This window comes from Mariniblastus fucicola, assembly GCF_008087665.1.
Taxonomy (GTDB): Bacteria; Planctomycetota; Planctomycetia; order Pirellulales; family Pirellulaceae; genus Mariniblastus; species Mariniblastus fucicola.
Map to the genome: position 1 here is coordinate 1,989,588 of NZ_CP042912.1, position 21,952 is coordinate 2,011,539.

Genomic DNA, 21,952 nt, shown 5'->3' on the forward strand with positions numbered 1-21,952 from the left:
CGCACTCAGCAACGACACCCGAACCGGTCACGCTCGATCGGCGATTGGGCGTCCGACGGCGGCGGAGCGCTGCGTGCGGATCACGGCGAGGCTGTCGAGCGCGGCGATGCGGAAACGAAGACTGTACACTGTACCCCGTAAACTTTTAACTCCCTATGCAAATCGGACTTATTTCAGACACGCACAGCTACCTCGATCCCAAAGTATTCACCGCGTTCAAAGACTGTGACGAGATTTGGCACGCGGGTGATTTTGGGACCATGGCCGTGGCGGAAGAGCTGGCAGAGTTTTTGCCGCTCAAGGGCGTTTACGGGAATATCGATGATCGTGAGATCCGACACGCCTATCCCGAGAATCTTAGGTTTGAGTGTGAGGGCGTTGATATTTTGATGACGCATATCGCGGGCCGCCCTGGCAGATATCCGGCTCGGGTAAAGCAGCTATTGAAGGAGTCGACTCCGGACGTTTTGATCTGTGGGCACTCGCATATGGTGCATGTGGAAAATGATTTGCGGCACAGAAAGATGAAGTACATTAATCCTGGTGCGGCCGGACACGAAGGGCATCACGTGATGCGGACGCTGATCAAGCTAAAGTGCGTCAAGGGAAAGCTGAAGGATATGAAGCTGGTTGAGTTGGGGCCTCGCGGGCGAGCGACGTAAGAAGTAGGCAAGTCTGTCCCAGACTTGCTTTGATGTGTCAGTCTGGGACAGACTGACCTACTAAGGAAGATCAGTCCAAGCGCGGACTGACCTGTCTGGAACATCACTCAACCAGCAAACGATACAGCAACACGTTCACCCCGATCTTTTCGGCGTCCTCGCGCTTGTACCCATCGCACTGGGAAACCGTCGAGCTCTCCATCGCACAGCTCAAGTCGTGCTGAGAAAACACAACCGCCAGGCGACCGTTGATCTCGTGGCCTTCCAGATCAGGCGGGCCCTTAATCTCCTCGAACTTGCCCGTGTCGCCACGTTTCTTGCGAAGCGTCACGCTGTCGATTTTGAACAGGAACTTGCGGTTGTTCCAGATCGCATGCTGCGGAGAAATCGGCTTCAGTTGCTCGCCCAGGATCTCCGCCATCTCTTCTCGAAAACTGGCCGTGAAATCTTCCGACGAACAAATCGAATCGGCAAAGATAAATCCGCCCATCTCCAAATACGTCTTGATCGCAAAACGCTCATCTTCTGTAAAGGAAAACGAATTGCGGCCGTGCATGAACACGAAAGGATAATCTCCTAGCTGATCCAAATCTGCGGCCACGAACTTCTTCTCGAGGTTCACGGAGTTCCCGCTCTCGGCATACCGTTTTTGGATGTTTCGCCACGCGTTCGGAGCCTCGTCATACCCGCCGTCGTGGATCAATTTCGGCAGCTCAAGCGAACGATGCATCAGAACCGATTTGGCTTTGCCTTCCAGTTTTGGGCGATCGCCTTTCTCTTTCAGCTCGCGGCCGGTCGCGTACGTCGTCACGTTGACGCCGACTTTGGTGGCGTACTGTATTTGATCCAGCAGCTTGTCGAATTTTGGCGCAGAGTTCTTCATTTTCCGCTCGATCCCCGGCCGATCAACGTTCCATAAACAGGCCAGATTTCGCGGACAATAGATCACACTGGTTTTACAGCACGCCTGCAACCCAAGCAGCGGTCGTTCGTCGGGTCGATCCAGGCGATAGTGCGAAGTCCACACCGGATGGTTCGCCGGCAGCGGCTCAAGCGGACTTTCCGGGAAAAGCTCTGCCATCAAATCACGGAACGAGCGATCAAACTCAGCTCGGTCACAGCCTTCGCCCTGGCACGCATCGGCGAACAGGAATCCACCGTTCTCCAAATAGGTTTTGAGCGAATCTTTCTGAAAGTCCGTCAGCACGAATCCGCTGTTGCCGGACATAAACAGCACGGGCGATTCGAGCAGATCGTCTGCCGTCGCAGCCGCGCCACGGACTTCCTGCCAGTTAAGTTTTTGATCCCAGGCCTTTTCCAGATTTCGAGTCAGATAATGCACACCTTTCTGATGCATATTGTCTTCGTCGGTTTCGAACAGGTACTTACCAATCGCGATTGGGCGTTTTCCTTTGGACAGAAACAACAGCGCCATTGCCGTCGCCACATCCTTGTTCTCGATCGCACCACCATTCCACGTGCCGCCGTCCATTTGCCAATCCAGCAACCTGGCCGTACCCTCGCGATACCAGTCATGAGCTCCAAAGAATCGTCGTCCCGAAAGTCGGCCGGCACGTTCGAGAGCGTACAGAAAATAGAAACGCCACTGAACGCCTCGTCCTCCCTTGAGTCGACCAAGTTCAAAGTTGTTGCCAAGATGATCGGCAGTTTGCTGTTCGTGTCCGACTGACGCGATGTCGCTACAGCACCTGATCCTCACACCGTCAAAGAGCGCGTTCAGGTCCGGGAGGTTTTCTTCGACAATGATTGACGAAGCCAGGCCCGCTGCCGCCATGCTGCGGCTGTCGCGCTTTCCGCGGCCTGCGTGGTAACTGTAACCGCCATCTTTAACGCGACAGTTTTCCCAGTAGTTTTTGGTTCCTTCCCAGACCTTGTCCTCGATCACAGCGCCCATGCGAGACGCTTCGTGGAGCGCCAACAGAGCAAACTGACTGTTCGACGAATCCGGAGAACCACTTCCGCCGTTTCTGCCGTAAGCCCAGCCACCGTGCCCTTTGGAGTTGCCTTTTTCCTGAATCTTGATCAGCCAGTTGACGTCTTCCTGAACTTCTTGCAGATATTTGTTGCCCTCAGGATCCGCTGCGGCCAGGCACATGATTTTGAGCGAAATGAAATAAGTCGTCTTTTGCCGTTCAGATCGAATCGATTCGATGCCGCGTTGGATCGCCCGCGTGTCAGCCCGATCGGACGCGTTGATCAGAGCCAACGTGCACAGCGCGGTCGTTCCGCCAGAATAGCTCTGCACATCGACCCAGCCTCCGCTGGCGTTTTGACTTGACTCCAGGGAGTCGATGCCTCTTTTGATCGCGTCGCGAACTTCTGCCGCCGAGAACTCTCGGCCTTGAGGAGCCGCTCGTCGGTCGCGTCCGAACATGCCTTGAGCGTCAACGTCGGAACTGGCGACCACAAGTGCAAAAAGGCTGGCGGCGAATAACGCACTGAGTTTAAATTGATTCATCGCAGAACTCCCTGACCCAAGAACCCGTACCTATCATAGAGACTTTTCGGACAAAAAACTCTTTAACGCCGGTGCGTTGCCCCTTCCGAGGCCGAAATTTACAATAGGATTCATGCGTCGCAAGTATTCTGAGAATTTTGCGGCGAATTTGAGACACATAAGCAGGCCAGGATCGGAGTTAGTGTGACAGGGAAACAGCGAAGCCTTGGTGATGTGCTGCAGGAGTTCAGTCAGCACCGGAAGCTGATGGAAGAAGAGCTCCATAAGGTCATCGTCGGACAAAACGAAGTCATCGAACAGGTCTTCGCAGCCATCTTCACCCGCGGCCACTGCTTGCTCGAAGGCGTTCCCGGGCTGGCCAAGACGTTGATGGTCAGCACCATCGCCCAGATCCTGGACGTGAACTTCAAGCGGATTCAGTTTACGCCTGACTTGATGCCGTCGGATATCACCGGAACGAATGTGCTGGACGAAGACGAAGACGGGCGCCGTCAGTTTCGATTTGTCGAAGGCCCGATCTTCACGAACATTTTGCTGGCGGACGAAATCAACCGAACGCCTCCCAAGACTCAGGCGGCATTGCTGCAGGCGATGCAGGAACGTGAGATCACGATCGGACGCAAGACCTACGATCTGGCTCCGCCGTTTTTCACGATCGCGACTCAGAACCCGATCGACCAGGAAGGAACCTATCCGCTTCCTGAAGCCCAGCTTGACCGTTTTATGTTCAATATCAAAGTTGGCTATCCGACGGCGGAAGACGAAGAAAAAATTCTGGGGGCAGCAAGTCGCGGTGAGAAGCAGGAAGTCCGCAAAGTCCTTTCGGCGAAGGCGATCGTGAACCTGCAGAAATTGGTGCATTCGGTTGCCGTCAGTGACTACATCATTCAATACGTGTCACGGTTGGTTCGAGCGACTCGTCCAGGCGACCCGGCAACTCCGACGTTCGTGAAAGAGCTGGTTGATTGGGGCGCGGGTCCTCGCGCGGGCCAGTTCCTGATCTCGGGTGGAAAAGCGATGGCTGCGATGGAAGGCCGTTTCTCGGTTGCCGTTGAGGACATCCAAAAAGTCGCGCTTCCGGTTTTGCGTCACCGAGTGAGCACGAATTTCCAGGCACAGGCCGAAGGCATGACGACGGAAGATGTGATCGAGAGGTTGCTGAAGGAGGTCCCGCCGCCAGAAGTGTCGAAGTTTGAATCGTAAGTCGAAAGTGTACAGTTTTCAGGGTACAGGGGATTGGCAGTTATGCCCGAACGCTGTGCAACGATCGAACTGTACACTGTACCCTGTGAACTTTTAGCTCGCCTTCATGTCCGTCGAAAAGTACCTCAAGCCCGAAGTCATCAACCAGATCAAACGGCTCGATCTGCGCGCCCAGTTCGTGGTCAAAGGCTTCTTGCACGGTTTGCACGCCAGCCCGTTTCAGGGTTTCAGCGTCGAGTTTAGCGAACACCGAAAGTACTCGCATGGCGACGACCTGAAAGATATCGACTGGCAAGTCTACGCAAAGACCGACAAGTATTACGTCCGCAAATTCGAAGCCGAAACGAACATCACAGGCTATCTGGTCATGGACCTCAGTAGCTCGATGGGATACACGTTTGAGCAAACGCTGACCAAGTTCGACTACGCGATTTGCCTTGCCGCTGCACTGGCGTACCTGATGACCCAGCAACAGGATCCGGTTGGGCTGGTCACGTTCAACGATAAGATCCGATCCAGCCTCCCGCCGCGCAGCAAACGCACGCAGCTCTCCAACATTCTTTCGTTGCTTTCGAAGATCAAACCCGAAGGAACGACGAACTTCAAACACAGCATGGAACAGCTCGCTGCGATGCTCAAAACACGCAGTCTGATCATGGTGTTTTCGGACTTTCTGGTTGACGAGCAGGAAACGCTGGACGCGCTCTATCGGATTCGGCACGGCGGCCACGACGTGATTTTGTTCCACGTGCTTGATGAAGCCGAGGTCACGTTTCCGTTTCGCGGTCTGTACAAGATGACTGATCCGGAAACCGGCGACGAACTGAAGATCGACGGTGACGGTTTTCGCAGCGACTACCAGAAACGGATTCAGGAGTTTCGCGACGGGCTCGCGAAGGAATGTCGCAAGACCGGAATCGACTATGTTCCGATCGATACGAGCATGCAGTTCGACAAAGCGTTGATGGAATATTTGCTGTCCCGCAGAGCGAGAGGATAGCCATGATTTGGGCCAACCTTGCGATGCTGGGAGTCGGTGGCGCGATGCTTTCGGTGCCCGTGCTGATTCACTTTCTGATGCAGCCGAAGCCGATCGAAGTCAATTTTCCGGCGCTTCGATTTCTGAAAGAAAAACAGCTGATCAACAGGTCCCGCACGCGGATTCGACATCTGTTGTTGTTGCTGTTGCGCTGCATCCTGATCGCACTGCTCGTTTTGGCACTCGCCGGGCCCGCCGTGGCTTCGCAGGAGTTTGGCAAGTGGCTCACCTTTGGCGGCATTTCGTTCATCGCCGCGCTGCTGGGCATCGTGCTGCTGATGTCGCTGGTTTCCGGCAGCGCAAATCGGCTGCTCAACGGGATCTTTGGAACTTTGCTTGCGTTGGCGTTGCTAATGGCGGGCTGGTACGGGCTAAAACTTTTCGACAGCGAAGATGGCGGGCAATTGCTGGGCGACAACGGAGATCCGGTCGCGGCGTTGTTGGTGCTCGATACGTCGCCGACGATGCAGTACGAGTTGGAAAACGAAACACGTTTGAAGAAAGCCAAATCGATCGCGGCGTGGTTGGTGAAGCAACTGCCGTCGGGTTCGCAGGTCTGTGTCGCGGCACCCGATGGAGATCGAGCGTTCTTTTCGGTGGATCAGGACGCTGCCTCGCGTCGCATCGAGGCGTTGGCGACAAGCTACAATTCGAAGACGATTCCGGAGACTCTGGCGGATGCGTTTCCACTGATCGAAGAATCTTCGCTGACGCGAAAAGAAGTCTACGTGGTGTCCGATTTGACGCGAAAAGGTTGGTCGCCATCTGCCGATCCAGCGATCGACCGATTGATTCAGGACGAAACGATCAGCCTGTTCGTGGTTGATGTTGGAGTCGACAATCCGGTCGATTTTCGACTCGGTTCGTTGGAATTGTCCGCCCGCCAGATTACTTCCAATGGCCAGCTGAAAGTCAAAGCCGCAGTCAATCGGCTTGGCGGTGCGGCTCAACGAAATGTGCAGCTCTCGGTCGAAAAACTCGATAAAACCCGGCCCGTGGTCAGCAACGGGCAGACGTTGTTTCCGGAAGAAAAAGGCTGGGTGCGGACCAACACCGTCGACGTGTTCGAGAACGGGAGCTCCAAGACGGAGTTTCAGTTTCAGGAGAATTTGGAGCCCGGCACTTATCACGGCAAAGTCGAAATCGTTGGTGGTGATCCGCTGGCGATTGATGATGACCAGTTTTTCACTTTCGAAGTCAGCACGCCATGGCGAGCGTTGGTTGTGCGGCCGGCCGGAACCGAATCGAGGCTGTTGGAAAACGTGCTGGCCGTCGGAGGCAGTTTCGAAGGCGAAGTGTTGGACCAGAGCGAACTCGATGGCGTCACAGATTTCGAGAAATTCGACGCGATCTTTCTGGTTGATCCCGGACCGATGACGGATGAGTTGTGGATGGCGTTGGAAGACTTCGTCCGCGGCGGCGGAGGATTGAGCGTGTTCCTTGGCCACAACGCGTCGACGCGGGATGGGTTGCCGGATCCGTCATTCCAAACAGATGCGGCCAGTCGGATCCTGACCGGAAGGCTGTCAAATATTTTCCGCTGCCCCGATCGGCTGTTGGAACCTTTTGTCTTGAGCCCGCAAGACTATTCCCATCCGGTGCTGTCGGCGTTTCGGGAAGTCAGTACTTCGATTCCCTGGTCAAAGTATCCCGTATTCAATTTCTGGGGTTTGGATCGCGAGTTCAATGAAGACTTTCCGACGGTCAATGTTGCTTCGTACAACAACTTCGAACCCGCAATCATTGAACGCAGAATCGGAGCCGGTCGGGTTCTCGTCATGACGACGCCGGTGGCCGAACCCGTCAATCTGAGAAAACGCAAGAGTTGGAATCAGAGGTCGCTTGAGCCGTGGGTTTGGTATGTCGTTGTAAAATCGATGACTCGCTACGTCGTCCAGGCGGATTCGGATGCATTGGAAGTTCGAGTCGGGCAGGTGGCGTCGCTGAGGAATGACTTGAGCCAGTATCCAGATTCGTGGAACGTGTTTTCACCGGATCCGGAAAAGCCTCCTGCGAGAATTGCGATGGTCAACAACGCGGTAAGCTACGGCAACACGGACACGCCCGGTCACTATCGGCTTAAAGGAGTTCTCGACGGTCCGGTGCTGCGAGGGTTTTCGGCGAACATCGACCCCAAGACCGTTGATCTGACTCGGGTGGTGCCAGAGGAACTCGATAGCGTGCTGGGTGCGGGAAGGTATCAGCTGGCGAAGGGGCAGGAAGAGATCACTCGGCAGCAGGGTCAGGCGAGAAAGGGACGCGAGTTTTATCCGCTGTTGATGATGATGATGTTCGCGGCAATCGTAATTGAGTATTTGGTTTCAAACAGGTTTTACAAAAGTTAGTCAGTAGGTCAGTCTGTCCCCGACTGACAGATTTCAAATACGAGTCTGAGACAGCCTCGCCTACTAAAATCAAATACGAGTCTGGGACAGACTCGCCTACTACAGCCAGAAATCCGATCAATTCCGGGACAGACTTGGCACCTACCTATGAACACATTCACACTACAACCTGTCACCAGCATCTGGATCGTCCTGATCCTGGCAGTTTGCGCGCTGTTGATGATGTTCGTCCGTCCTTCGTTCTCAAAGATTTCGAAAGGGCAACGCCAAACCCTCAACCTGCTCCGTACCGGAGTCGTGCTGTTGGCGCTGTTGGGATTGCTGCGTCCGGGATGTGTGCAGACCGAAGAAGAACTCCAGTCCGGCGTGCTGCTGTGTTTGCTCGACACAAGTCGCAGCATGGAACTGCCGCACGACAAAGATGACTCCACGCGTTGGGACGCCATTGTTGACACGATGCGAAAGAACGAAGGCCGATTCCAACAGCTTGCGGATAAAAAAATCGACGTCAGGTTTTATGGCTTCGACAACGAAATGGTGCAGCTCGAATTTGACGGCCAGCTCAATCTTCCGTCCAAACCCGAAGGCGGTGAGACCGATTTGGCGTCGCCGCTGTTTAACAGTTCGCGCGAAACGCGTGGCGAGCGTCTGATCGGAGTCGTCTTGATGTCCGACGGCGTTCCAACGGTTTTGAACCCGCCGGTAGAGATCTCGCAAGCGGTGACGCCGTTGGTGAATATGGAAACGCCGCTGTTCAGCATTCCGCTGGGCAGCCCTGCCGATACCGGGCAGAGTCGCGATGTGGCAATCACGAACTTTGCCGAACAGCATGTTGTGAATGTGAAGAACCGGCTGATCGCCGAAGCCACCGTTGCGACGCGTGGCTATCAGGGGCAAGACATTCGCGTCGAGCTGGTGGTGATTGATTCCAGCGGCCGGGAAGAGGTCGTCAACCCGCCAAGAATCGTGACTCCGCAGCGGGCGACTCAGGAGATCATCGTTCCGTTCGAGTACAAACCGACGGAACCTGGTGAGTTTCGAATCAAAGTCCGGGCCGTGCCGATGCCGGGCGAAATTGCTTTGCGAAACAACGAGCTGGACGCGTTTCTAACCGTCAACGACAAAGGGCTGAGCGTCGTTTTGATCGATGGCGGTATGTTGTGGGAGCAGAGCTTCATGCGGCGATCGTTGGCCACCGCCGAATTCCTGGACTTGCAGTTTATTCCGATCTATCCGTCGGAGATCGATGCTGGACCGCGCGACGAACTGGTCGAGCTTTTCGAAGACGAAACGGTCGACGTCTTTATTCTCAGCAACATTGATTCGCGATTGCTGTACGACGAAGTGCAAAGTCCGCTGGGGCTGAGGGCGCTCAGCGACGCGGTGACCAAACGCGGAAAAGGCCTGATGATGCTTGGCGGTCCCCACAGCTTTGGACCGGGGCTTTATCATCAAACGCCTCTGGACGATCTTCTGCCAATCAAGATGCTGCCAACCGAACGGCAGGATTTTGGGACAGACATCGTGCGGCGTTTTCATATCAGCGGCGAGCTTAAGATGAAGCCTGCGGCGAACCATCCGTTGACTCAGTTGGGAGACGACAGCCCTGGTTGGTCCAAGCTGCCACCGCTGGTCGGTGCCAACCGTTTTGCTGGGGTCAAAAAGAACGCTCTGATTCTGCTGGAGAGCGATGACCAGGCAGCCCATCCGCTGTTGGTCGCATCCATCAACGGCGGTCGCATCCTCGCGTTCGCGGGCGATTCACTTTGGCGATGGAACATGAAGCGACACGAGGATCAAGCTCGTACGTTCAAGCCTGAGTACGACCAGTTTTGGCGTCAGGCGATTCTGTGGCTGGCCAATTGGGACTCGCGGAATGACGATTCGATCTCAATTGAGTTTCCTCAGCGTCGTTTTCAGCCCAAAGGTCGCGTTCGATTTGGTGTCAATGCTCAATCGATTACTGGCGAAACGCTGACAGACGTGATCTACAAAGCCGTGCTGACTCAGCCCGATGGCGAAACGCAACTGGTCGCTGTGACCGATACCGGACCTGGGAACTGGAGCGAAGTCGAACGCGACATGATCGCACAGCCCGGAGTCTATCTGCTGGAAGTCGAAGGCCAGCGAAACGGTACCTCGCTGGGAACGGCCCAAAGGCAGTTTGTCGTCGTCGATCGGGACGTTGAAAAATCAAATCCGGTCGCGGACGTTGAGCGCATGGCGATGCTCGCGAACCAGACTCGTGACTTCGGCGGCAAGCTGATCGGACCGGACGAGCTTTCCGACGTGCTGGATGCAATGATCAAAGATCCGCCAGTTGAAAAAGTTCAGATTCCGACGAAATGGAAGTTTGGTGAAACGATGTCTCACTCGTTGGGGTTTTTGATGATATTCGTTGCGCTTCTGGCAACCGAGTGGGTGTTGCGAAAGAAATGGGGCCTGGTTTAGATTGACGCGACTGATGCAGTTCGCTGTTCGTTGATTGAGGGAGTTTGAATGTCCGAGAATAATCCGTTTGAAAAATCTGTTCAGGATTCCGTTGTGGAAGCCTACGCTCCGGCGCCAACAGGCGCGCCCGGTCCAAAGTCAATTCCAACCGGAGTGATGGTCGTCGGTATCATCGGACTGCTGTTGGGGTTGCTTGGACTGATGGGGGTATGCATTGGCGGATTCAGTCTGGGGATGACCGAAACGTTTGTTAAGTTGATGCCTGGCGAGGACGTTCAGGAAGCGTTTCAGAAGGTGATGGACCTGCAGTTCATCCCAACGCTCATTCAGCTAACTCTTTCGCTGATTCTCAGCCCGATGCTGATCGCTGCGTGTATCGGATGTCTGACGCGAAAGGCATGGAGTGGCGGGCTGTTGAAGATTTCGCTGATGGGAATGATCTTTTCCAGCGTGGTTTCGCTGTTGATTACCGTTTGGCTGATGTTGTTTCACTCAGACACGCTGTTGGCCCCAAGTGTGGCTCAAATGGGCGGCAACGTCGACGCTGCAAAGCCCGGGTTCTATGTCGGCCAGGCCATTGCGATCGGTTTTGCACTGCTGTATCTCGTGTTTTTCATCTGGGCTTTGATCTATGCTCGTGGCAAGCGAGCGACGGAGTATTTCGATCGTATCGCAAACGTCACCCGGTAGGTCGAAATTCAATCGCAACGGGCGAACGAGAGCCGGCCGCAAGGAACTGGCTCACTCGTTTGGTCGCTGAAGCTTCGTGATCGTGTTGCATATCGCTTTCTTCCCCAGCGATGCAGGTTTAGCTTTCGATCGCGTTCACGATGGCTTCAAAATCTTCTTCTTTCAAATTGATCGTGTTGGCCTCGGTTGGAAATGAGCCGCTTTGAACGTCCGCGATGTACTCGCTGAACGCGGCGATCCGTTCCTGTTGCAGACGGCGATTTTCTGCGCCAAAGTCGCGATACGATTTGGCGTGCCGGGGAATTCGCTCGTCATAGTCGCCAAGGATGTCACAGGAGAACAGAAACTGGGTGTCGCATCCGCTGCCTGATCCAAGCGACATCAAAATCATGTTCGTGTTCTGTGAAAGATAAGTCCCCAACTGATGCGGCACGACTTCGAGTTCTGCCGCATAGGCTCCAGCGTTTTCCAGTGCCTTCATCTGCTCAAAAAGTCGCTTGGCCTCGGCAGGTTTTTTGCCAATCGCCCGATAACCGGTCCACGTCACATGCCGAGGCACCAGTCCGAGATGCCCCACGACGGGAATGCCTTCATCGGCCATCGCTTCGATGATCTTCGGGCTTGACGAGCAGTAAACCGAACTTGCTCCCAGTTCCAGAGCTTCGAACGCGATTCGGATCGCTTCGTCTGCTGTCGCCATTCCGTGCGGCGTCGCGCAGGAAAGGAAGCTTGTCGGCGCGGCTTCAACCAAACGCGGGAATCGAAGTTGCGCTTCTGGCGAATCAAAGCTACAGCTCATCAGGTCGACGCCTGCTTCTTCCGCCGCAGCGGCTTCTTCAGGTGACTTGACGTGAATATGCGTCAGGCAGCGTTTGCCTTTGAGCTGTTGCAATTCGTAAACGTTGTACTTTTTTCGTGGACGAAGCATGGGTGGTCCTGAGAGTTCTATGTCGTTCGGCCGATTTATCGGCGGCCGTTAACAGAAAGGAGAAAGACTGGAATCAATCTTCACGCCTCTGTTTCGACGGTGATACCACAAGCCAGTTTCGATGGCAATCGCCGCTCTGCGTTGGTGTTGGGTGACAATGCAGGTGCCACAGAAAAAACAGGAACGTCGTTCCCAAGCGGACGGAGCGATGGATCGCCCTGCTGTGCGCATTGGTGAAGATTTGTTCCGAGTAGTGTTCCCAATCGTGCTGGGTTTCAACCGGATGACCGAATACCAAGCTGGGTGGATCAAGTTCTTTGGACAGGTTCTGTTTGTTGTAGGCCGTTTTCAACGGCTCAGCTGTGATGATTCCAAAACACTAATCGGCACTAATCGACACTAATTTTTTGATGAACTCCCTTGTCCCTCTTCAAGCTTGAATTCATACTCAGAAAAGTTGTTGTTTCCAGTTCTAATTGTTTGATAATTAATGAAACGTGTTCTTGGCGCATTCGCAATCATGGGCGGTCTTGTAGGCCTTGTCGGTGGCATTCTCGGAGTGACTGGGTTCATTGAAATACGGGGCAGACGCGGACCGCTTGGGCTAGTTGCCATTTCTTGTGTATTTCTCTATGTCGGCTGGAACTGGGTGCAAGACAAAGTTGCACATTAACGAACTGTTCGAGGATTGCGGGGCAACGATGGGTGAAAGCTTGTGCCTTTCAATGTTCAGATTTGTCGTTCTTGCTGGGTAATTAGTAATTGTTGCTGTTCGGTTCGCGGAATGTCATGAACAATTTCGTAGTCAGAATTCTGGTTCTCTTGTTTTGCATCGGCTTGGCCAGAAACGTGGTCGCGCAAGCCGAGACGGAAAACTTCGAGTTGAACATAACAGGTTCGCTCGTGGATAAGCTCGAACCCAACACGCGAATTTCGGTAGGAACGATTGGGACATCCAGAGAATTCCCTTACGTCGCGATGTCTGCCAGCGTCGAAAGCTTGCCTCTGTACTTGCCGAAAAAGCACTTTCAGGACCGCTATCTGCGCGTGTCCTTTTACAGCCATACGCAGCAAACGACGATCTTTTCGATGGAAGTAAGCCGAGATTCAATGGATAAAGTGCGGCCCATTAAACTGAAGCTTGACAAGCCCAATCCAAATCTGCGGATCATAGCTTGGTGGAAAAGAGTTCGCTACAAGCCTGCTGTTTCCAAAAGGATGAGCTACGTGGAATTGCCTTACTGGAACAAAGAGATTGGGAAACTGACTTCAGCTCCACAAAAGCCTATGCTGCATGTGGATAATGGTGAGGGCAAGACGGCGACAATAGAAATGGGTGACTTCTGTATGGGCGACAGGTGGCACGCGACTTTGCCGGACGATTTTGCCCCGACTTCAGCTTCAACAATTACCTATACCGTTGAATACGATTCAGGCGGTTTGTTTGACAGCGTGGCAACAAAATTCGAATACGACTATCGGGTTGGCGTCGATACAGATTGACGGACAACAACGGCTCAGCTGTGATGATTCCAAAACACTAATCAGCAACAATCGACACTAATTTTCTTCGTCCCGGGTATGTTCGAATAGAAACGCCTGGCGAACTTGGGCCGGGTTGGAAACAGTCACACGCCTCGCGCCGCGGTAGAATTGCGTTCTCTTTTCATCCTCGCTATTCGTATTAGTGTTGATTAGTGCCGATTAGTGTTTCCCATCCTTGCTGAATTGCATCTGCTGCCCAAGACGCCACCGCGTTTCGCAAGCGACATTGACGAACGGCCCTTTGCGCTAGGGAAAAACGAGCAGGTCGCGACCAGAAATTTGCTCAATGGCAAACGTCGCGAAAAGAAGTAGGGCTGGAGGGACTCGAACCCCCGACAAAGGGATTATGAGTCCCCTGCTCTAACCAACTGAGCTACAGCCCCGAATCGATGACGGTCGAATTTACACAATTTCCCGCGCTCACGGAAGGCTGCCGTCACGACAGCGGTGACTTCACTGCGGATTCAGTCGCAGGTCAATCAGCAATTCATCGACGGCCTCGACATCACGTGTTTCCGGCAGACTGGAATTCGTAAATGATGCTTCCAGTTTTTGCTCCAACGAATCAAGCTGGCTCCCGTGGAACTGCCAATCCAGATTGGCCAAACCAACCTTCTCTTCCGTCTTGGCTGCGATCAAATCAGGAATGAAATCCAGTCCCGCACTCTCGTGAAGCCGACGGATATCGGTCTCGATTCGTCCGCTTTCCATCAGGTGAATGCCGGTGAGCAAAACCCGGTACGCGTAGAGCAGCGATTTGGCTTTCTTGACTGACTCCTTCTCCAGCAGCTTTCGTTGCGTGCCGTAGAAACCCCGATAGTGGTGAAAGTGAAATCGTGTGATGCAGCGCCCCGCAATTGGCTTGAGTCGATCCAGAAAGTCCTGCCCGCAGACAACCAGCGGTGAAAAAATCTGCTCCAGAACGTAGCCATTGTTCTTGATCAGCAGTCTCAGAAATTTTCCAATCTCGTGACTGACCAAATCGACTTCGACTCCGTCTTCGATACTTGTACGGTCTATCGTTTCTGTCGGTGTCGCCAGCCGCACCATGTCCCGCAATGGCAGCAGGTGACTGCCGCGGAGATCGACGTCGCTGTCTGGCGAAGGAAAGCCATAGATGTGTGCGCCACTGACAGTCACAAACAGCGGATCATGCCCAAGCGAATCGACAGATGGTTTCCAGTGTTCTGGTGTCATTTTGGTCTCGAGGAAATCGCTGACTCACGAGCTTCGATCAAAAACTGGTCAACGGTCTTGAAGTTTGGTTGTTCAGGAAGTTTCGTATGCTCGAACGCATCCGCGAAAGTTTTGTTCAGCTCGATGGCCATCGATTCAATCTGCTCAAAAGAGTACTGACCATTGCGAATCGCCAAAAGTTCGCTGCGAAATTCGGAAACATCCACCATGATTTCGCCAGTTTTCAGTGCGCCGCTGCCACTGTGAAGCAGTCGAATGAGATGCATCGCATGTTTGGATTTGTAGGTGCCGTTTTTCTGAAAGCTGTTTCGCATGCGGCGGAACTGACTCAATGCGTAGCCCGAATAGGTTTTGAAAATGTGTCTGGAGAGAAACGCTTCTCGCATCTCGCGAAGCCGAATCGCGATAGGGCTGGCTTCCAAAACCATCGGCGTCCACAGCGTTTCGAGAATGTTCGGGTTCGCCTTCAACGCCAACCTCAAGAACTTTTCCAGCTCCCAGAACACTTCATCAAGCTGCCCGTCGTTGAACTCAAGCTGCTGCGGCACCTCGTACAGCGACCAATGCAGTTCCGCGGGCGGCAAAAAGATGCCTCGGATATCGTCGTCAGATGATTCGTTCGAAAGCCCAAACGCTTTCGAACCAACCTGGCAGCGATAGATCACGAACGGACGGTAGGTTTCATGGTTTTTGGAAAGCAACAAATTGTCGATCTCCTGTCGACGCAGCGAAAGCTCGTCAAAAGACGCTTCGACAACCGAGCCGTCGGCAAACTGGATCGTGTAAGGTTGGTCGTTGTGCGGAGGGCATTTGGTGACCACGCCCACCGAGCCCGGTTTCTTTTTCACGGCGTCCGGCTCCAAGCCAGTGGCCTTTGTTGTTTGCAGCACTACCTGCGTTCCGGCCGGGATCACAAAATTGCGTGACACAATGAGCGGCGGTTGGCGATCGGTCAATTTCTTCTCTCCTCGATTTTGGACAGACTGATCGGTCGTGGAAAAGCGAACGCAGGCCGGAAGCCTGTACCACCGCCGAGTCTGCGAAGCTTCTAGCTGGCCGGGTGAACGTAAGGCTCGCGCCAATCCCGAGCAAGTTTCATGTTCGCGGCGTCGCTGTTGGTGACTCGATGCGTCACCGGATCCCAATGCAAAGTCTTGCCGACTTCCATCGCAATGTTGGCCAGAATGCACGACGCGCTCGAAATGTGACCTTGCTCGATATCCGCGACCGGTTTGCTGCGGTCCTGAATCGAATTCAAAAAGTCCTGCATATGGCCGCGGATCGCTGACGCCACGTGCAACTCCAACGCCCAGTTGGCTTTGTCTTCTTTGTCCGTCGGATATTTGTCAAGTTCGATCACAGCCTTCGAAGTCAACTTCTCGCCACCGCGATGAGGTTCGAACTCGTATCGGTTCACATCCAGCTTCAACGTGCCTTTGTCGCCGTAAATGATCGCCGCCCAAGGATACTCTTTGTTTGAAGAATGACCCCAGCTACGATGCGTCCACACGACGTTCAGATCGTCGTAGTGGAAGGTTGCCGTCTGCGTATCCGTAATGTTGGCACGGGCTTCGGTGTCGACCAGAATGCCGCCCGCGCTGCTGATTCGCGACGGCCAACCGAGGTCCAACATCCAACGCGTCAGATCCAGCATGTGGACGCACATGTCGCCCACGATTCCGTTTCCGTACTCCATGAACGCTCGCCAGCCGCGGGGGTGCACGATGTCATTGTAAGGCCGCATCGGAGCAGGTCCTGTGTAGGCTTCCCAATCCAGATGGTCCGGAGCCGGTTTGTCGGGAGCCTGTTCAATCGTTTTTCGATTTCGCATGTGGTAGTAGCAGCAGACCTCCACGTGAGCCACATCGCCGAGCAATCCGGCATCGACGACTTTCTGTTTGGCTTCGATCAAGTGCGGCGTGCTTCGACGCTGCGTCCCGATCTGCACCACGCGATTGTGTTTCCGTGCCGCGTCGAGCATCGCTTTGCTTTCCAAAACATCGCAGCCCGTCGGCTTTTGGCAGTAAACATCGGCACCCGATTCGACCGCGGCGATCATCGGCAGCGAGTGCCAGTGGTCTGGCGTGCCGATGATCACGATGTCGTGCTCAAGCTCTTTGAGTTGGTTTCGATAGTCCGCAAATATCCGCGGGACTTTCTTTGATTTTTGCCGAGACCCCAACAGCTCAGCGGCCTCTGCTGCCATTTTGGAATCCACGTCGCAAACCGAAACGACGTCCACATCCGCGATATTGAGCAATTGAAGCGTGTCGCACTTTCCGTACCAGCCGGAACCGATCAGGCCGACTTTCGGAGGGGCATTGGTCCCTGCGGCGTGAACGTAAGGTGCCAGAGATGCGATTGCCGAACCAGCGGCTGCCTGTTTGAGAAATGTTCTGCGTTGCACGAAACGACCTTTGTTGGTGGATAGTTTTGCGGTGGACAATTTGTGGAAAATCGTCGAAACGATCGGCGGAGATTATATCACGAATTCAATGCCAAACGCGCCCATGGTGAGGAATGAAACCCATGGGTATCATTTGAGGTAACTATTGATCTGGTCAAATCTTTACTCCACACAGGAATATTTGTGAATCGCATTTTTTACATCGGGACCACGCTGTTGGCGCTGTCAGTGTTCGCACTGCAATCGGCTACGGCGCAGTTGCCCAAAAAAGTCACCGAGATCGAAGGGATCACGGAATACAAACTGGACAACGGTATCCAGTTGCTGCTGTTCCCCGATGACTCGAAGCCGCAATTTACTGTCAACATGACGCTGATGGTTGGCTCTCGCCACGAAGGCTACGGCGAAACCGGGATGGCTCACCTGCTTGAGCACATGCTGTTTCGCGGCACCGAAAAATATCCTGACACGCCCAAGTGGCTGAAGGAAAAAGGCGTGTTGAACATGAACGGCACGACGTGGCTCGATCGAACCAACTACTACGAAACGCTTCCGGCGTCCGAAGAGAACCTTGAGTTCGCTCTCGATATGGAGTCCGACCGTTTGCTCAACAGCACGATTTTGGCCGAACACCTTGCTGCTGAAATGACGATCGTTCGCAACGAGTTTGAGCGTGGCGAAAACAGCCCGCAACGAATCTTGATGCAGCGTATCGCAGCGAATGCTTTTGAGTGGCACAACTACGGCAAATCCACAATCGGAAACCGCAGTGACATCGAGCGTGTTCCAATCAGCAACTTGCGTGAGTTTTATCGCAAGTTTTACCAGCCCGACAATCTGATGCTGGTGATTGCCGGAAAGTTCGATCAGGACAAAGCGCTTGAGTTGGTCGAGAAGTACTTTGGTTCGCTGAAAATTCCCGATCGCAAACTGCCGAAAACTTACACCGAGGAGCCTGTTCAGGACGGCGAACGGTTGGTCGTGCTGAAGCGGAACGGCGACGTTCAAATGGCGGGCGCTGCCTATCACGTGCCTGCTGCATCAAGCGACGACTATGCCGCGGTTGAAGTGTTGGTCAACATTCTTGGCGACGAACCTTCCGGGCCGCTGTACAAGAAACTGGTCAAGACCGAACTGGCGACTAGTGCGTCAACGATGGCGTTCAAGACTCATGATCCCGGATTGTTCTACGTTTTCGCAGAGGTTTCCAAGGACAAGGATCTGGAGAAAGCCAAAACCGTCATGCTGGAAACGGTTCAGAATGCTGCTGACGACATTACAGAAGCCGACGTCCAACGTGCGCTTCGCGGAATCGAAAAACGTCGCGAGCGTCAGTTTGCGAACTCGGAAAGTTTCGCGATCGAGTTGAGCGAATGGCGATCTTACGGCGACTGGCGGATGTATTTCCTGCATCGCGATCGACTTGAGAAAGTTACTCTCGCGGATGTCAAAGCGGCTGCCAAAGCCTACCTGAAAACCGACAACCGTACCGTTGGTCTGTTCATTCCGACCAAGGATCCGGATCGTACGACGATTCCTGAGCGAGTCGACATTGCGAAAAAGCTGGAAGGCTACAAAGGCCGCAAGGCGATGGCCAAAGGTGAAGCTTTCGATCCGACTCCGGCCAACATCGACGCGCGAACCGAGATTGTCAAAATCGCGGACGGCGTGCAAGTCGCGATGCTGCCGAAAAAAGTTCGTGGCGGACGCGTTGTCCTTTCAGGGACCATGCACTTCGGAACCGAAGATTCGCTCAAAGGTCACGTGACTCACAATCGAATCCTCGGACGTCTGATGGGCCGCGGAACCAAACAGCTTTCGTTCCAGGAATACCAGGACAAGCTGGACGAGATCGAAACGTCGCTGAACGTCAGTGGCGACACCGGTCAACTTTCGTTTTCGGTTGAGACGAAGGCCGAACGGGTAGGCGAAGCTCTGGACTTGCTCAAAGAAGTCCTGCAGGAACCGGCACTCGACGCTGACGAGATGGAAGTCCTTCGCAACGAGGGACTGACGGCTTTGGAAAGCACGCTTTCTGATCCGCAGGCTCTGGGTGTCAACGCGATGCAACGAGCCATGTCTCCGTATCCAGCGGACGACGTTCGCTATGAGAAAACGATCGAGGAATCGATTGAAGCGATGAAGAACGTCAAAGTCGAAGGCGTCCGTGCGTTCTACGAGCAATTCGTGGGCGGCCAGAATGTCGAAATCGGCGTTGTTGGGCAATTCGATTCTGATGTGGTCCAGGAAAAACTGGCCGCAATCTTCACCGACTGGAGCACGCAGGAAGCTTACGAGCGGATTGCAACGCCTGCCCCAAATGTTGAAGGTCAACGGATTACGATCAACACGCCGGACAAAAAGAACGCGCTCTACATCGGAGCACTTCCTTTGGCGGTCGATGATCAGGACGAGAATTACGAAGCGATGCTGATCGGCAATTACATTCTCGGCGGTGGCCCACTGTCTTCGCGACTGGCTGACCGTGTTCGGAAAAAGGAAGGCTTGAGCTACGGCGTTGGTTCGCAGTTTGTGGCTGGTTCGCAAGACAAAAGCGGTGCTTTCATCGTGTTTGCGATTTCCAATCCGGACAACTCAGAGAAAGTCGTTTCGACGATTGCCGAAGAGATCAACCGGATCATCGAAAGCGGCGTTGAGTCGAAGGAGATGAGAAAGGCTCGCAAGAGTTTCTTGCGGACGCGCAAAGGTCGTCGTGCGAACGACAACGCGTTGGCCCAAACCTTGCGAGAGAACCTTGAGCTTGGTCGCACGATGGAGTTTGCTCAGCAAGGCGACGAAGCCATCGAAGCGTTGACTGAGGAGCAAGTCGAGGCGGCGATCAAGGCGTTGATTACCCCAGAGAAAATGGTTGTCGTAACGGCGGGTGATTTCGAGAAGAAGTCCGAATCGGAATCCGAAGCGGAACAGAAAACCGAAGTGAAAGCGGAAGCTGAGGCGGAGCCTGCGGGAAGCAAGTGATCTTTCCGCGTCCGCGGTCTCAGGACTTCGGGTCGCCACCTTTCAGCAAAACCAAAAGCCCGGCGGTTTCGTTCGCCGGGCTTTTTTCGTACCTGTCGGTGGCATAGGCTTCCAGCCTGTGATCGCGCTACGTCGTGGCTGTCGTCCTTCCAACTTGATCGTCTACGGATACATCTTCACGCGTCGGATCCCATCGCCACATGTCGGCTACCATCTCTACAGTCGGCAAGTTTATGCACCGCGTAAGCAAGTTCCAGCAACGCGTTTGGCGTTTTTGCCACCGAGGGCACCGAGAACACCGAGCCCGTGTTTCTTCCTCGCCGAATCAATAATTGGGCGCCAAGTTTATGCACCGCGTAAGCAAGTTTCTGTTCCAATACCTCGTTTGATCTGGGACTCAGTACTCGGACTGTCAAAGATCCATCCGCCCGCTGTCTCACGATCGGGCCAACTCAGTTTTCTCTGTGCCCTTTGTGATCTCTGTGGCGAGGGAACGTCCGCAGTCCTTCGCTGCATTTCCGTCCCCTGATAGACTAGGACATCATTCAAGCGGATTCGTAAACCACAACTCCGCTGCGGTCAGTGGAGACTCGCGCCGGGTGGTTCGTTTAGTGTTTCAACCGCGAATGCACGCCAATGGACGCGAATCTTGTTTGTCAGGACAACCAATTTCGCCCTGGTACCTTCACTTTGCTCTGGCACCTTTACTTTGCTCAAGCTTTGGTTGAACTCCGCCCCCGAATCCCTTCTTGTAACCACGAGCAGGTTGGACGGTTGATCCGTCCATCAGAACCACAACCGGGAATGTTGACTGAAACCGACGAAAATCATTTGGACTAAAATAGACAACCCAGAACCAGTGCCCGGAGCTGTCGTCTCGTAGTTTCAAGGTTGGGGAATTGAGTTGCGCGTCTTTCCCATATGGCTCGAGCTCATCAATCACCTTGCGGGCTGCGGCAAGTGCTTTTCGTGGTGACAGCGGCGGGTGTTCGTCACTGTCAGTCCAGTTTGGAGTTGCGACGAGCCGAGAAATCTTCAGCGTTGTCACATAGTGTTTTCCATTTGCGTCGGTATTCCAACTGATTTCCGGAGTGGGCTCTTCGTGCGCCTGCGCACCGGTTTGAGCGACTAAAGCAGGTGGCGCTAAACACGTCGCAACAACGAGCGACAGGATGAGTGCCATTTTCTGTGTGATTGGCGTGTTCATGTGGAAATTGCTCAGAGCAGAATACGTCAGTGATCACCAAGCCGGAACGATTGATCTAAACATTGAAAACCACGCGCAAGTCCGGTTTCGCGTGCATCACATTGTTATCTGCGACCTACTCAGGTTTGGGCAGCCATTGGTCGAGGGTTGTGCGTCCAAATCTACACGTCAGAAGCACTGCCCACTGCGAATCGGCAGCGGGCAAAAAGAGGTCCCGCGAGTCTGAAATACAGAACTTGCCGTTCTGATCCAATCTGCCACATCCGTACGTTGCTGCACCAGTTCTTGCGTTGCGTTCATCAAGTATTACTCGAAAGAATGCAGGTGATACGAAATACTTTGGAGCCAGGAAGGATAGTTCAAAATAGATATCCAGCTGTTTGTCGAGTTTGATCTCAACACTTCGGATGATTGCATCACCGTCCATCACAGGTAACACCTCGACGTTTGATTCAACGGTCCGCTCATGAAGTGCGTTGGAGGCTGCAGCAAAGTTTACGTCGCAAGCCAAGTCTGTCAGAAGCGTCTCGTTCCGAGTACCACACTGCTGGCTTGAACTGTACTTTTCGAGTCTCAGTCTTGCTGTCTCAGCCATTACATAAATCGGATTCTTGAAGTGTAATCCTCCTGAACAGATAACGCCCGCGTTAACCGAGCGGACTTGAAAATGTGAATTGGTGAAAATGGAGACGAATGCAATGAGAGCCTGCGGCCATCCGGCGACTGGCCAGACGCAAAGGCATCTCCGCTTCGGCTCAACGATTTGTTATCCCGACAGCAGTGCGTGAGGCATGCCATTTCCATCATGGCATGCCCCAGC

Annotated in this window: 14 protein-coding genes and 1 tRNA gene; 8 read left to right on the forward strand and 7 right to left on the reverse strand. The window is 53.8% G+C overall.

Annotation, left to right across the window (positions count from 1 at the left end):
- Positions 1-155 precede the first annotated feature (155 nt).
- Positions 156-662 (forward strand): metallophosphoesterase family protein, encoded by a 507-nt coding sequence (locus MFFC18_RS07320; protein WP_075084966.1) that lies wholly within the window; start codon positions 156-158, stop codon positions 660-662.
- A gap of 103 nt (positions 663-765) precedes the next feature.
- On the opposite strand, the gene MFFC18_RS07325 is transcribed toward MFFC18_RS07320, so the two are convergent.
- Positions 766-3,141 carry a DUF4159 domain-containing protein gene (locus MFFC18_RS07325; protein ID WP_075084965.1) on the reverse strand — a complete coding sequence of 792 codons (2,376 nt, stop codon included), beginning with the start codon at positions 3,139-3,141 and terminating at the stop codon, positions 766-768.
- Between the two features lie 213 nt (positions 3,142-3,354).
- On the opposite strand from MFFC18_RS07325, the gene MFFC18_RS07330 reads away from it, so the two are divergent.
- The 5 genes from MFFC18_RS07330 to MFFC18_RS07350 all read left to right on the forward strand — a co-directional run bounded on the left by MFFC18_RS07330 (position 3,355) and on the right by MFFC18_RS07350 (position 10,869).
- Positions 3,355-4,344, forward strand: coding sequence for an AAA family ATPase (locus MFFC18_RS07330; protein ID WP_075084986.1), 990 nt, complete (start codon positions 3,355-3,357; stop codon positions 4,342-4,344).
- A gap of 106 nt (positions 4,345-4,450) precedes the next feature.
- Positions 4,451-5,344: a DUF58 domain-containing protein gene (locus tag MFFC18_RS07335; RefSeq protein WP_075084964.1), complete on the forward strand. Its 894-nt coding sequence runs from the start codon at positions 4,451-4,453 to the stop codon at positions 5,342-5,344.
- Positions 5,345-5,346: 2 nt separating this feature from the next.
- Positions 5,347-7,728 (forward strand): BatA domain-containing protein, encoded by a 2,382-nt coding sequence (locus tag MFFC18_RS07340; RefSeq protein ID WP_075084963.1) that lies wholly within the window; start codon positions 5,347-5,349, stop codon positions 7,726-7,728.
- A 147-nt stretch (positions 7,729-7,875) separates the two neighbouring features.
- Positions 7,876-10,179 carry a glutamine amidotransferase gene (locus MFFC18_RS07345; protein WP_075084962.1) on the forward strand — a complete coding sequence of 768 codons (2,304 nt, stop codon included), beginning with the start codon at positions 7,876-7,878 and terminating at the stop codon, positions 10,177-10,179.
- A 48-nt stretch (positions 10,180-10,227) separates the two neighbouring features.
- A complete protein-coding gene (locus MFFC18_RS07350) occupies positions 10,228-10,869 on the forward strand; it encodes a hypothetical protein (protein ID WP_075084961.1) in 642 nt (213 codons plus the stop codon).
- Between the two features lie 118 nt (positions 10,870-10,987).
- On the opposite strand, the gene MFFC18_RS07355 is transcribed toward MFFC18_RS07350, so the two are convergent.
- Entirely contained in the window at positions 10,988-11,797 is an 810-nt protein-coding gene (locus MFFC18_RS07355; protein ID WP_075084960.1) for a 3-methyl-2-oxobutanoate hydroxymethyltransferase, read from the reverse strand.
- Positions 11,798-12,700: 903 nt separating this feature from the next.
- Here MFFC18_RS07355 and MFFC18_RS07360 point away from each other — a divergent pair.
- Positions 12,701-13,300 carry a hypothetical protein gene (locus MFFC18_RS07360; protein ID WP_148618696.1) on the forward strand — a complete coding sequence of 200 codons (600 nt, stop codon included), beginning with the start codon at positions 12,701-12,703 and terminating at the stop codon, positions 13,298-13,300.
- Between the two features lie 351 nt (positions 13,301-13,651).
- Here the strand turns inward: MFFC18_RS07360 and MFFC18_RS07365 are convergent.
- From MFFC18_RS07365 to MFFC18_RS07380, 4 genes are all read right to left on the reverse strand, one after another.
- Positions 13,652-13,725 (reverse strand) — tRNA-Ile (locus tag MFFC18_RS07365).
- Positions 13,726-13,795: 70 nt separating this feature from the next.
- Positions 13,796-14,539 carry a nucleotidyltransferase domain-containing protein gene (locus tag MFFC18_RS07370; protein WP_075084956.1) on the reverse strand — a complete coding sequence of 248 codons (744 nt, stop codon included), beginning with the start codon at positions 14,537-14,539 and terminating at the stop codon, positions 13,796-13,798.
- Positions 14,536-15,495: a nucleotidyltransferase domain-containing protein gene (locus tag MFFC18_RS07375; RefSeq protein WP_157665168.1), complete on the reverse strand. Its 960-nt coding sequence runs from the start codon at positions 15,493-15,495 to the stop codon at positions 14,536-14,538. The genes MFFC18_RS07370 and MFFC18_RS07375 overlap by 4 nt, the downstream gene beginning before the upstream one ends.
- A gap of 92 nt (positions 15,496-15,587) precedes the next feature.
- Positions 15,588-16,946, reverse strand: coding sequence for a Gfo/Idh/MocA family protein (locus MFFC18_RS07380; protein ID WP_075084985.1), 1,359 nt, complete (start codon positions 16,944-16,946; stop codon positions 15,588-15,590).
- Positions 16,947-17,129: 183 nt separating this feature from the next.
- Here MFFC18_RS07380 and MFFC18_RS07385 point away from each other — a divergent pair, with 183 nt between their 5' ends.
- On the forward strand, positions 17,130-19,925 hold the full coding sequence (locus tag MFFC18_RS07385) for a M16 family metallopeptidase (protein ID WP_075084954.1): 2,796 nt from the start codon (positions 17,130-17,132) through the stop codon (positions 19,923-19,925).
- Between the two features lie 685 nt (positions 19,926-20,610).
- Here the strand turns inward: MFFC18_RS07385 and MFFC18_RS07390 are convergent.
- Complete coding sequence (locus MFFC18_RS07390; RefSeq protein WP_075084953.1) at positions 20,611-21,132, reverse strand: hypothetical protein; 522 nt, start codon at positions 21,130-21,132, stop codon at positions 20,611-20,613.
- Between the last annotated feature and the right edge of the window lie 820 nt (positions 21,133-21,952).